The organism is Flammeovirga sp. EKP202, from assembly GCF_014534745.1.
In the GTDB taxonomy this organism is placed as follows: Bacteria; Bacteroidota; Bacteroidia; order Cytophagales; family Flammeovirgaceae; genus Flammeovirga.
On the sequence record NZ_JACVVP010000014.1, the window covers coordinates 1 to 13,998 of the forward strand.

Annotated in this window: 6 protein-coding genes; 3 read left to right on the forward strand and 3 right to left on the reverse strand. The window is 32.2% G+C overall.

Going from position 1 to position 13,998, the window contains the following annotated elements; translation table 11 throughout:
* Positions 1–230: 230 nt before the first annotated feature.
* Positions 231–1,052, reverse strand: a complete 822-nt coding sequence (locus IC221_RS10480) for a hypothetical protein (RefSeq protein WP_188168931.1) — start codon at positions 1,050–1,052, stop codon at positions 231–233.
* Between the two features lie 444 nt (positions 1,053–1,496).
* The gene (locus tag IC221_RS10485; protein ID WP_188168932.1) at positions 1,497–2,942 is read right to left on the reverse strand and encodes a hypothetical protein; all 1,446 of its coding nucleotides are present in this window, start codon (positions 2,940–2,942) and stop codon (positions 1,497–1,499) included.
* Between the two features lie 433 nt (positions 2,943–3,375).
* Between IC221_RS10485 and IC221_RS10490 the strand changes: the two genes are divergently transcribed.
* On the forward strand, positions 3,376–4,716 hold the full coding sequence (locus tag IC221_RS10490; RefSeq protein ID WP_188168933.1) for a hypothetical protein: 1,341 nt from the start codon (positions 3,376–3,378) through the stop codon (positions 4,714–4,716).
* Between the two features lie 101 nt (positions 4,717–4,817).
* On the opposite strand, the gene IC221_RS10495 is transcribed toward IC221_RS10490, so the two are convergent.
* Positions 4,818–6,401: a BCCT family transporter gene (locus IC221_RS10495; RefSeq protein ID WP_188168934.1), complete on the reverse strand. Its 1,584-nt coding sequence runs from the start codon at positions 6,399–6,401 to the stop codon at positions 4,818–4,820.
* Positions 6,402–6,984: 583 nt separating this feature from the next.
* Here IC221_RS10495 and IC221_RS10500 point away from each other — a divergent pair.
* Together IC221_RS10500 and IC221_RS10505 are read left to right on the forward strand one after the other, a co-directional pair.
* Positions 6,985–9,102: a hypothetical protein gene (locus IC221_RS10500; RefSeq protein WP_188168935.1), complete on the forward strand. Its 2,118-nt coding sequence runs from the start codon at positions 6,985–6,987 to the stop codon at positions 9,100–9,102.
* A gap of 406 nt (positions 9,103–9,508) precedes the next feature.
* Complete coding sequence (locus tag IC221_RS10505) at positions 9,509–13,666, forward strand: hybrid sensor histidine kinase/response regulator transcription factor (protein ID WP_188168936.1); 4,158 nt, start codon at positions 9,509–9,511, stop codon at positions 13,664–13,666.
* The last annotated feature ends 332 nt before the right edge of the window (positions 13,667–13,998 follow it).

Consider the following 13,998-nt stretch of genomic DNA (forward strand, 5'->3'; position numbering starts at 1 on the left):
AGTAAATAATCATTATGTTATAAGTTAAACATAATGATTATTTATTCAAATCTTAGTTTTGCGACAGCCCCCTACAGGTTAGTGCTATTATTGGAAGTTTACCGCTTTGTAGGGTGGGAATGCTTTTTGGTTGATTGGTGATAAGTCTCAGACTTATACAAAACACTAGTTCTTAGTGACACCTTTCGGTTTGACACCAAGAACAGTGGGGTGTATAAAGTTCTTTTACCTTATTGATATGTAAATTCTTTTTTACCTTCTAACTTTGGAGTTGCATCTGGATCGCTAGTTTCTTGTATCATTACATACGTAGATTGAGTAGGGTAATTGTCTTCATCATATTGATATGAAACAGTATAGGTTTGAGTAGAATTATAACCATAAATGCGCTCATAATATTGTTCAGTAACCTTTATCGCGTTATTAGCTGAATTAAAACTTTCACCACTCAGTCTTACTGAAAAAGAATTTTTATAATGCGTGTATGGGTTTATTCCATTATCATAAGTGACTTGAATTTCAGAACCTAATACAAATTCATCATCAATTTTAATATATGATTTGATGTTAATGGGATTGCCATTATCCCATGTATAAACACTTTTATAGTAAATTGTAGTGTTATCTTCAAGGTAAGACCAGTTTTCAATAGGTCTTTGATTATTATCTAAAATTACCGTATTGAGGTAGGAAGTTGACTGATCAATGTCTGAAGTTTTAATATCCACTCGACTATCCTTGTATGTATATTCAATAATGAAATTATTATTGATGTAGCCGCTATTGCTCCTTCTTTTAAAGGATCTTAATTGACCACTTTCTAGATAAATATAATCTGATAATTCTGTGAATCCATCATACTCATTCTCAAAATCAGTAATGAGAGAACTTAACTGATTCTTTTCATTATAGGATATTGTAGAATGATATCCAGATATATCATCCTCATATTTTATTGAGATGAGATTTTTCTGTTTAATAGGGGGTGTTTCATCTTTATCACATGCGATAAGTATGAATAGAAATGGCAGTAGATAGAGGAAGTTTTTCATTTTTAGTTTAAGTTGATGAATAGTTTTGCTGTTTAATTTGAAATAGTGAATATAATAAATACTTATCTACTTCCACTGTTCTTAGTAATGCTATTTAGATTTTTGAGGTAGATAATAACTAAATTATCGTCAACTTCAATCGGACTTTCTGCAAGCATTTATAGGATCAACTTTCAAGCTTCCTTCTTCTTCATTTTTCCATTGATGAAAAATGAAGCAAAAAATCTAGGCTTTGAGGTCAAAAGCTAAATTTCATTCCTCTCGCCTAAATGATTTTAAACTCGCTTTACTCAAACAAAAAATCATTTTTAACGGCTCAATCCATGAAATTCTTAACGCTTTTCCCTTCAATGCCGATTTAGATACTACTAGATGATTACATGTATTATTCTTAGTGATGCCTAACAGTGATCACTAAGAATAATAGTCTGATAAAATGAAACCTTATTGATCGATAGACTCATTTTTAAAACTTTTGATATAAAAGAGTTTCTCCTTTTTATTGTACTGACTCAACAAATAGCCTTTTTCAGCGATGAACAGCGAAGGATAATAAATGTTCTTATCAGAATTTAATTTTATGATGTCATTTAATTTGTCTAGAGAGGAATTTTCCGTGATGTGCTTACAGTTTTGTGGATCTATTATTGTATTGAAATAATAATATTTATAGCTGAATTCAGGGTTGTTACTTGGAGTACTTACCTCGGTTACAGGGTCATAGTCTGAACCATATGTAATTTTTTCTTTTACACCTCCAATGGTAACACCCAAATTATTATCTAATTTATAAACTGACAAACTAAGGTCTGATGCAGAAATCTTTTTCAAAAACTGCTTTGTTTTTTTGATAGTGTCCAGTTCAATATTGTTTTGGGTTAAAAGAGCGTTTTGCCAGTTAAAACCTTTTTGAAAAAAAGGAGAATTTTTCCAGGTAATGTCTTCTTTTTCATTGACTTCAAAATGATTAATCAATACCTTTTTTTTCATATCATTCACTCTTACAGATAAATTAGAACTGTTCCCCACGATTTGAAAAAGATAATCATTCAATAGATAAGAGTTTGATTTTGTATAAGGTGAATTACTCAAATTATTATTAAAGCAGACTTCTATTTTATGGCTAAAATCAGAAAGGAAAATTGTGATTAATTTTGTTTCGTTATTCTCATGATCCAGTGTAATTACGATTTTTTTATCGTTTTGGTATAGCTTATGTTTTTTAGATGTATCTGTAATAGAATTTAGTTTGTTGATATCTATTTTTTGAAGGTTGAAAAGTGTTTTAGAATAATTGTCAGCATGTTCCACTAATACATCAAATAATGTCTTCTTCTCTGTTTTTGAAAAATTATAATAGGAAAGATCTACGGTATAAGTATTAGAAACTTGATTACCTGTAAACTCATAGGCTTTAATAATTGAACTAGAGTTAACGAGGGTGAATACGAAAAACTTATCTTTAATGCAGAGTGTTTCCAAGAACTCTTCCTTTTTCAGCTTAATAGGCATTTTCACTTCTTCCCCATAGGATGATAATATAGATTTGACTAGGAACTTGCTCTTTCTTTCGTTCGAAAAAAAATAATGATGTCCAGTTTCATCAATATTGCAACCTATTAAAATATTAAGTTTTTTATCTGGGATCGTGATAGAGGAGGAGTCAACTAGCTGATAAGTATCTTTGTCTACTAAGTAGCTGTAGATGTTTTCTGTGTCATTTAAAAAATATGTGATTTGATCATCACTCTTATACAGAAGTGAATTATTTCCATCATTTGTTTTGTATGGTTTACGTAACTCAATTTTCTTTTTAAGCAGAATTTCTTGTGCATAAATAGTATTCATTGTGAGTAGTACCACACCCATTAAAAAAAAGGTTTTTAGCATGATATTTAGGCTAAGTAAGATTAAAAAGTTTGTAATATTTTTGAAATTTAAATAAAAACTAATTCTGATGAAAGCATTTCAATTCTTTACCATATCAAATGGATTTGAGGTCAATGGAAGCTTGTGGTTTACGGACTATTAGAAGTTCGATTTGGATGATTGGTGATATCTCACACTTATACAATGTGGTAGTTCTTGCCTAACGACTTAATACCAAAAACAGTGAGTATTATAATCAAAAGTCAATCAATGAGATGTCTTTCCCAAAGCCGACCATTTCAATTATGGGGCTACTAAAAAAATATTTCAAACATGCTCTTAATTCCTTTGTTGTGCAAGTGGTATTAATATATGTGTTTATATTATCGTAATACTTAATAGATCTGTATATTTGCTCGAGATCTAATTTTATATTTTTAGCCTAAAGCAAAAGATGACCAAGTATTTAATTTTACTCCTTATTACAGGACTGACATCATGTGTATCTTCTTCTCCTCGAAGTTTGAAAAAAACAGATTTGACCCAACCGAAGAAGGTTCAAGTCATCCAAAGTCATCATGATATCTCAAGTGAAAAAGGAAAGTTTTCAATAGAATATTTTGATGATTACTCCTACAATATCTATAAATATAACGAGCAAAATGTAATTGCAGATGCCGAGTTTATAGATGACAAAGGTGAGGTGTATTGGAACTATGAAAGTACTTTTAACTCCTCTGGAAATGTAACCACTGTTTCGATTTTTGTGAGAGGAAAACTCAATACATTAATGAGGAACAAAATTGTAGATGGTTTAGTTGTAGAAGAGATTTATTATGATGATGAGGATCAAATTAAATACTCAAATTTAAAGGAATACAACAGCGATAAGACCATCTCTAAAAAGACTGATTTAGATGCTGAGGGTAAAGTAGTGCTAGTTACCGAATGTGATTATAAGGAAGGTAAGCCGATATTAATGACTAAAAAACTTCCTTCCGGTAAAGTAAAAGAGACCATAAAAATTGAGAATAATTCTTTTGGTGATGCAATAAAAGAGGAGGAATTCAATCCTGAGAAAGAAGACACTAGGGTAGTCTATTATGAATATGAGTATGACCAAAATGAAAATTGGATACGTCAATATATATACAATAAAGATCGAATATTGGTTGGTGTAAATGTTAGGCATATTACTTATTCTGATGAAAATAAGATGATGACGGAGTCTGACATTTTGGGTGAGTGGTTTATATTAGGAAAGGAAAATAATGGATTCACCTTTAATGAGAACCACACTTTTTATTTGGATGATAAGTCGGATAAATTGGGTTCTTGGTCATTTAATGCTAAAAAGAGTGTACTCACTTTAAAGGAAATGGACGGAAATGAAAGAGAGATGGAATTCAATTGTGAATTAAAAGGTGGATTATTACTTTTTTCTAAGGATGATGAAGAAAAGGTGATGAGGTTAGAGAAAAGGTCTACAATCATTGAGGATAAGTATACGATTAAGGTTGCAGAAAAGGCATTTTTAGGAAAATGGAAAGTAGTGAAAGGAGAAGAAAAAACGATTGAATTTTTACCGGATCATGAATTGATCATCACCTCTACAAACAACGAAACTCTAAAAGGATATTGGGGTTTTGATTTTGAAAAGGCACTCTTTCATATGAAAAAAGGATCTGAAGAATTAAATGAATATCCTTACTTTTTTGAGGAAGGACAATTGAAGTTTTACAATCATTCCTTAGAAGAAGTGCTGACGTTGGAACCAATACAAACAATGCTTTAGTGTAGGTACAACTTATAGAATAACAGCTCATAAAAGGAAGGTCATTTAGAGGAACAATTCATTCTAAATGACCTTCTGTTTTATATTTTAGTCTTTAAAGACTAAACTTCAATAATATCCTTTTTGTCTTCTCCTTTTAATATATAATACTTTTTGTAATAGTCATTTACGGCTTTGTAAAAACTAAAGCACATAACGATGATGAGTACAGCAAAAGGTAATCCTGATAAGACGGTTGCTGTTTGAATGGCCGCTAATCCACCGCCTAATAATAATACGCCAGCAATTAAACCTTCCATAGAAGCCCAAAATACTTTTTGTGATTTAGGTGCATCATGTCTTCCTCCCGAGGTGAGCATATCTACCACAAATGACCCAGAATCAGAAGAGGTCACAAAGAAAAGTGTTACCAAAATGATGGTAAGCACAGAGGTTAATTTAGTCAAAGGATATTGTTCCAATAAATAATAAATGGCCGTAGAAAAATCTTTATTTACCGCCTCAGTAATGGTATGATTTCCTAATAATTCTTGGTAAAGAGCACTTCCTCCAAAGATTGAAAACCAGAAAAAAGTCAGCAAAGTAGGTACTAATATCACCCCAAAAACAAATTCTCTGATCGTTCGCCCTTTAGAAATTCTGGCGATAAAAATACCAACAAAAGGAGACCATGAAACCCACCAAGCCCAATAAAAGATGGTCCATTGGTTCTGCCAAGTATTTACTTCTCCAACCCCTTCGTATGAATTGGTCCAAAAACCCATTTCAAAGAAATTGAATAGATAAAATCCTACATTTTGAACAAATGCCTTCAATAGGAAAACCGTAGGACCTATTGCAATTACTAATATCAATAACACAAAAGCGAGTTTCATGCTAAATTCACTTAAAAATCGAATTCCTTTTTCTAAACCTAATATCAAAGAAAGTGTAGCAAAACCGGTGATAACGGCTATTAATACCAATTGTATGGAGGTAGTAGAAGGAATATCAAATAAATAAGTAAGCCCAGAATTGATTTGTTGTACTCCAAAACCTAGGGAAGAGGCCAAGCCAAATAAGGTGGCAATGACTGCAATGACATCAATAATATCACCCAATAAACCATAAATTTTATTTCCGAAAATGGGATGAAATATGGAGCGAATGGTGAGAGGAAGTTTGAGGTTGAAAGTGAAAAATGCTAACGCTAATCCTACAAAAGCATAAAGCGACCAAGCATGAAATCCCCAATGCATTAATGATAAACTTATGGCTAATTCTGCTGCTTTGGCAGGAGATTCTGTATTACTGATAAAAGGATTATTGTTGAAATGTGAGATGGGTTCTCCTACTGACCAAAACAATAAACCAATTCCCATACCTGCACTAAATAACATCGCAAACCAAGACCCTTTGGAAAAATCTGCTTTGGCATCAATACCACCAATTTTTATTTTTCCGAACTTACTAACCCCTAGATAAAGCGTGTACATAAATACGAAATTCACTAAAAGTATAAATAACCACCCGACACTATTAGATACGTTGATTTGTGTTAGTTTGAACCAATCTTCCATTGATTTGCCTTTAATGAATGTAGCGGCAACCAATATTGAGATAATAAAAATTGAAGATAGTGACACAGTAGCATTCGCTTTTATGCCCATAAAAGTTTTTTTATCACTTCGTACGTGACCTTTCATAATAAGATTTTTTTGATGCTAAAGTCATAGGCATTTTAGGCGCAATAACTTTATGGTAATTGACATCAGTAACCGAATGGTTAGAAAGAGGGGAACCCTATCCAGAGATATTGGCTTTGAGAAAACGTAGTGTTTTCATGTCTTTTTGCTCAAAGTAATTAGGTGTACCAAGCAAAAGAACTACATCAATGTACCTTTTTTATTTTCAGTACAATACTACATTTCTTTTGAGTTGAATGAAAAAAGATGGTTTATTTAATTGTTATTAAAGCCAAATGTCAATAGATCAGTGATTTCAATTCTTGAGATATTTTGTCCAATGTCATTGCTTAAGTGACTTTAGGAGTATTGTACGTTTTTTGAATATAAAACTGCATCTCTTCTTCCATTTTGCCACAAGATGTGACAAAATTACTTTCGGTGTGGAGTTTCACTCGCCTTCTTATGAATACTTTTTTATAGGGTTATATTGTTCTAAGTAAAACCTTTCGGTTTGATATCTGGAACAGTGAAGGGGGATGATAAGAAACCAGTATTTTATCTTTAAAAATGTAATTTGTTTATTTTATAATACGTAACTTTGATGATTATTATAGATATCAACTCTGATTTCATGAAATTAAAGCAAACTTACTTATTAGCATCAATATTAATTGTGATTTCAATGAATGTTGTTGCACAAACTCCAATCGGATTTATTACGGATATTGAGGGAACGCCACTTAACGGAATTACTTCTTTTTTTAATCAGAATTATTCTAACAAATTAATAATATCAAACTCTTTATATGGATACAATTGGGGCAAAATTTATCTAAAAGATGGGACTGTACAAGATGGACTATTGAAGGTGAATAAAGTAAGTGTATCCTTTAAGCCTAACACTTTAGAATATACAGAAGCGAAAACTTATAAAGTTAAAAATATAGAGAAAGTGGTCGTAGGAACGGACTTATTTTTGAAGGCAAAAAATATTCAAGTACGTAATAAAATAGTAAAGGAGGCTTTAGTTAAATATCTGTTTGCTTTTGATGGAATAGAATATGGAGAGTATTATCATACAAAGTCCAATAATAATATTTATGAAATATATTGGAGAGAAATAGGTTCTGAACAGTGGAATAGATTAGACTATGAAAATAAATTGCTGTTAGATCACACTTTTGGTTATGATTCACTTTCAGCGAGTGCCGTAAAATCCTTTAATGTTAGTTCAAAACAAAAAGAGTTTCAACGAGGAATTATTACTTTTAAAACAAACGAAACCATTCCTGTTTATTTCAGATCACAGGGAAAGAAAATTTTTTATAAAGAATCTATAACAAATATTATAGAAGAAGAACTTGAACCAACATCCCTAAAGTACTTAACAACAGAAAAAGATTCTATAATTATAATAGATTCATATAGTTATATTGTTGAGAGTGTAAAGTATAACAAGAAAGGAAAATTCTATGCAAGGTTTCTCATGAGTAATGATACATTGACTTTTGTACAGACTTTAGGTAATTCTCCACAAACTTTACAATCGTCAAAAGGTGAAAATGAATGGATGAAAATAACAGAATATAATGCTGATTATTTAGAAAATAATCCACAAAAGACATACAGTAGAAAGAAGAATATTGATTACACTCTTTTACATGAGACAAACTCCATAAAAGAACTATTAAATTATATTTTAATTAGAAGATTCAAATCACTTTATCTATCTCAGGAAAAGACTTTTTATAATAAGTCTTGGGTGAGTTTAACAAAGGAAGAAACTAATTATTATTCAAAAGTTACAGCATTTAATGACACTTTTTATGAGATGTCATATTTCATTGAAGATAATCTTATCGCTAAAATTAACTATAAACATGATATTAAGAATGCCTTTGATAAAACAGGTGATTATTCATTATATCAAAATGGTAAATTGTCTTGTAATTCAAAATATGATTTACAAGAAGAAAAATACTTTATAGATATATTTTACCCAAATTCAGATCAGCTGTTTTATTCTTATTCATTTGAAAAAAATACAGATACCAAACCTGTATATCATTATACTCAAATGTATAGAGAGAATGGTGAAGAGGTATCTTTAGAAGGAGAAGTAGAATTTTTTGATGCTATACAGGAGAAAACACTTTATAATGTTTACGAGGAAAATAAATTGATTACGTCCTATTTTAAAGAAGGAGAAAGTAAATATTATTATATCACAGATACAACTGCAAAAATTGATTTACTTAAAACTAATTTAGCTTTTATGGACGAATTTGATGCCTCAAAAGTTCAAACTAGTTTTCAAGAAAATTATATAGGGACAACTTTTTTGGTGGCAGATGTAGATAAAAAAGGTGAAATTTCAAGGATTTCGATTGAAGGTAGTTTACACTCTGATTTTGATCAAGAAATCAAAAGAGTAATGAAAGTATTATTTCAGAAAGGGAATTTAAAAATAAAAGCAAGTAGAAAAATAAATGTCTTTGACATTGATGAAAATGCTAGTTTAAGATGCGTTATTCCTTTAAGTTTTATTACTCAACCTTATAACTTATCACCTTATAATAATTATTTGAGACATCAGATGTTTTATGATGATTTTATGAGGAAATTACACAATGATCCTCATATACATAGTAATCCTCATGATTTAGAAGCGTTACAAAAATTTTATAATGATCTTTATAGAACCAATAGAACTCAATAAGTTTTGTAGAACATATAAAATATTACTTTAATATTTAACTATTTTTTGAAGGAGAGTGTCAGTTGAATGTACTTAAAGTAAGTACAAACATTCTTTTATTGATCTTTAGCATTTCAATGAGCAATCTAGCACCTCAAATTTTAAAAAGGAAGTTAAGGTTTAGGATAGCCCCCAAAAAACATGACTTTAGTCGGGGGCTACGTAATGAGAAATACTTTATTGTCTTTTATCCTCCTCCACTTTTAACTAGACAATAAATGAACAAAGCCGTTTTTGGAGTATAAATCAAAAGTCATTTCCCCATATTGTACTAGTTTAGTGTACACTTCAAACGCTCTTCAAAACCATTCTTAATATAAGGCAATACATCAATAGCCTATAGAAGTGATATAAATGATCTTAACTTATGATTTCCAATTATTTCACCTCAACTAAATTCAACTTCTCCAAAAGTCATATTCTTTTTATTGTATTACTTCACTTTTCAATAAGCCAAAGAGGAAATGCATCCCCCGTTCAGGAATTAAATGATGAGATCAAAAAAGTAAAGGATATTGCCCAATTGGATATTCGAGATGTGTTTAAAGATTCCAAAGGTTTTTTATGGCTGGCGACTTCCGATGGATTGGTTCGGTACAATGGTCTGGATAGTAAAATTTATAGGGTGGGGAAATCTGAAAACACGATTGGCAGTAATATGACCCGAAAAATCACTGAAGACAAATGGGGGAATATATGGGTGTCGACTTTCGGTAAAGGGCTTTCAAAGTTGGATATAAAGAAAGAGAAGTTTACCAATTATACGATGGAGAGTGAAGAGGATTATAGAATAGAGACCAACGATATTTCTTCTTTTTTAATGGATGATCATTGTATTTGGATAGGGAATTGGGACCGTTTAATCAGAGTCCAATTGGATGATGCAAACGATAAAATCAAAGGGAGTACTTCTATTCCTTTATCAGAAATTGATCACTCATTGCATCAAGTGGTGGTACAAACTATTTTTAAAGGGAAGGACAATGAAATTTGGCTGGGATTAAATACGGGTTTAGTTCGAATCAATAACAGTCTTCAAGATTTACATTTGATGGACTATGATAAAACTCCTGGGAATGTCTCTGACATGACTTATTGCGAAGGGCAAATCATTACTTCAGGTGAGTTTATCTCCTTATTAAAACGTAAAAATCAATCGGAGTTTTCTTTAAGGGACTTAACTTATAATTCAGGTCAGACGATTGCTTATCACGATGGCATAGTATGGGTGGGCAATCGAAAAGGTGTCTTTGCTTATGCCTATCAACAACAACAATTACAGCTCTTAGAACACTTTCAAACGTCTAGTAATAATGGTAGGTCTCATCATCCTGTCACTTCAATTAGTATAGATAAAAATCAAGTTTGGGTGGCCACAACGGGAGGAGGTGTCTATTGTATCTCTGATCCCAATCTCCTGTTTGAGCATTATCAGCAGACTAATAAGAATTCATTATTTGATGATCATATCAAAGCAATTTTTGAGGACAGCAAGCAAAACCTTTGGATTGGTACTGAAATAGGTGGTCTCAATTATCTTATTGGGAAGAACAAATACAACTATGAAAACGGGTTTGGACAGCTTTCAATTAAAAATTACCCAGATAAAAACAGCCGGGTATATGCTATTGCAGAACAGCACTTACCGCATTCGAAAATGAGAAATAAGCTCATTTGGTTAGGGACTACTTTTCCTACTTTTTTAGTGGCATTAGACCCCAACACGATGAAGCTGTTGCCTCAGTCTCCTTTAGCCAAAAAACTAGGGTTTGTGTTTGATATCGAAGTCCAAAACGATTCTGTTTTATGGTTAGGTACTTATAACGAAGGGTTGTGGCGACTGGAAACCAATCAAAATGGGGAAATAAGAAGTGCTCAACAGTTTGATTCTAATAAGGAGAATGGAGGGTTGACGTCAGATATTATCCGCAGTATTTTATTGGATTCCAATGGAAACCTATTCGTCGGAACAGACAAAGGATTGAACTTCATTCCAAAGGAAGAATTGAATAAACAACATCCTAAGATCTATACATATAGAGAAGGGAAAACGAAATACGATCTTCCTAGTGAATACCTCCTTAAGATTTTTGAAGCGAAGAATGGGACAATTTGGATCGGAACGATTGGGGGTGGATTAATACATTTTGATACTGTAGAGAAGGATAGAAGAATAGTATTTAACGCTATCACAACTGAAGAAGGGTTGGTGAGTAACTCCATCAAGTCAATGGAGGAAGATGAGAAAGGCTGTTTATGGCTCAGCAGTAATCAGGGATTGATCAAATATGATCCTGCGTCTCATAAATTTGTCAATTACTATGAATCGGATGGGCTTCAGGCCAATGAATTTGAAGATTTGGTGAGTTGCAGACGTAAAGATGGGCAAATGCTGTTTGGTGGTGTTAATGGACTCAATACGTTTTATCCCTCCCAAATTGTAAATGATAGTACTCGCCCTAATTTGTACTTTTCAGAGCTTCAAATCTTAAATGAAACGATAGCACCCAATAAAAAATATAATCAGAAGGTCATTCTTAAAAACAGCATTGAACATACAGACAAAATCAATTTGAGTCATTCTCAAAATAGCTTTACCCTCTCTTTTGAAGCCTTTCAGTTCAATAGTCAGCACAAAGTGAAATTTCGATACAAGTTAGAAGGGTTTGATGAAAAATGGACGGTCACAAGAAATGATAGCCGTCAGGCGAAATATACCAACATACCTGCAGGGAAATATACCTTAAAAGTGAATGCAGCAAATAGTGATGAAGTATGGTTAGACCACCCCATAACATTGGAAATTAATATTGCGAGGCATCCTTTATTGAGTGTTTGGGCTTTAGTTTTGTATGGTTGCTGTTTTGTAGTTCTTGGCGGTTTAATCTTCACAATTTACAATCGTATCCGAAAACAAAAAAGAGAGGTGTTTATTGCTGAATTGGAAAAGAAAAATGCAGAGGAAACGGCCCAATCTAAACTTCGTTTTTTTACTAATATCTCTCATGAATTTAGAACACCGCTTACGTTAATTACTATCCCCTTAGATCGGTTAATCAACGCTATTGATTTAACGGCAAACGAAAGAAATCAACAATTAAAAATAATCAAGTACAACGCTGATTTGATGCTCCGCTTGGTAAACCAAATTCTAGATTTTCGAAAACTAGAGCAAAATAAAATTCAGCTTTCCATGCAATCCATCAATATTGTAAAGTTTATCAATACAATTTTTGACGGCTTTCAACCCTTAGCAGAAAATAAGGAAGTGACACTTCAATTTATAGCAGAGCAAGATGAAATAAACATGTCGTTTGATCCTGACTTTCTCGAAAAAATAGTCAATAATCTATTGTCCAATGCCATCAAGTTTACACCTAAAAAGGGTATGGTGACTTTAACAATTCAGTCTTTCCAAAATAAGGTTTTGATTCAAGTATCGGATACTGGGATTGGTATTAATGAAAATGATCAGCAACACTTGTTCAAGAGGTATTTTCAAAAGTCGGAGAAGAATAAGTTTTACAGAAATGGAAGCGGTATTGGACTGAACTTAATTAAAAATTTGGTGGAGCTACATAATGGAACAATTGAAGTTGATAGTGAAGAGGGAAAAGGAGCGATTTTTAAAGTCTATCTCCCTAAAATTAATGAGGGAACGATAACGGAAGAGCTTTCAAAGGAAATGTATATAGAAGAGACACCACCAAGGTTTTCCATCGAAACCATAAAAGATGAATTATTGACTTCTTCTAAAAAATATAATTTTCTGATAGTGGAAGACAATGAGGAATTGAGAGCCACGATTGCTTCTATTTTTAATAAAAACCATCGTGTGATTGAAGCAGAAGATGGACTTCAAGGTTATGAGCAATGTGTAGAACACCTGCCAGATATTGTGATTAGCGATGTCATGATGCCTAAAATGAATGGTTTGGAACTACTTCATACCATCAAGAATGATTTAAAAGTCTCCCATATTCCCGTTGCTTTATTGACCGCTAAAAGTACCAATGAGAATAAAATTGAAGGTTTAATGGAAGGAGCAGATGCTTATGTTTCAAAACCATTCGATCAAAATGTATTGTACTCTATGGCCTTTTCCATTCTTAAAAATAGAGAGCGTTTGATAGAAAAATTTGATAGAGAAATTAAAATCAATCCTTCCTTAATCTCCAAAACTGCCCCTGATGTAGCGTTTATTGAAAAGATCCTTTCCATTATTGAAAATAACCTTGACGATACCTCCTTTAACGTAGATCGATTGGCAATAGAATACGGTCTGTCGAGAAATCATTTAAATAAAAAGATCAAAGCCTTAACAGGGGAAACTTCCGTGACATTTATTAGAAATATCCGATTGAAACATGCAGCCGAATTATTCCGTAATGGCAACACCAATATTTCTGAAGTAACCTGGAAAGTAGGCTATTCTGATCTAGGAACTTTTAGAAAACGATTCAAAGAGAAATTCGGTGTAAGTCCATCTGAATTTGTACAGGAAGGTGAAAGTAAAGTCAATTAATATTCTTGAAATAAGGTGAAATATCGTGCCCCACGACTGAAGTCATGGGCTTATGGGTGGATATTCTTGTTTTCGAAATTAAATATAAACTTGATGTATTTCGAAGACTTACTATGATTTAAAATAGAAAAAAGGGATGCCCACCCAACAGTCCATAATTTCAATTATGGGTCTGCAAAACACCTCACCAAAAACTAATAATCCTCTCGTAAATATTTAAAAATGAATCTTTTATACACTTAAAGTGTAAATACCTACGCTATTCGTATCAAATACCTAGGGTGTAAATCTGCCTAAAATTCTAAGTTTGAGTATGATGAAAATAGCTTTTT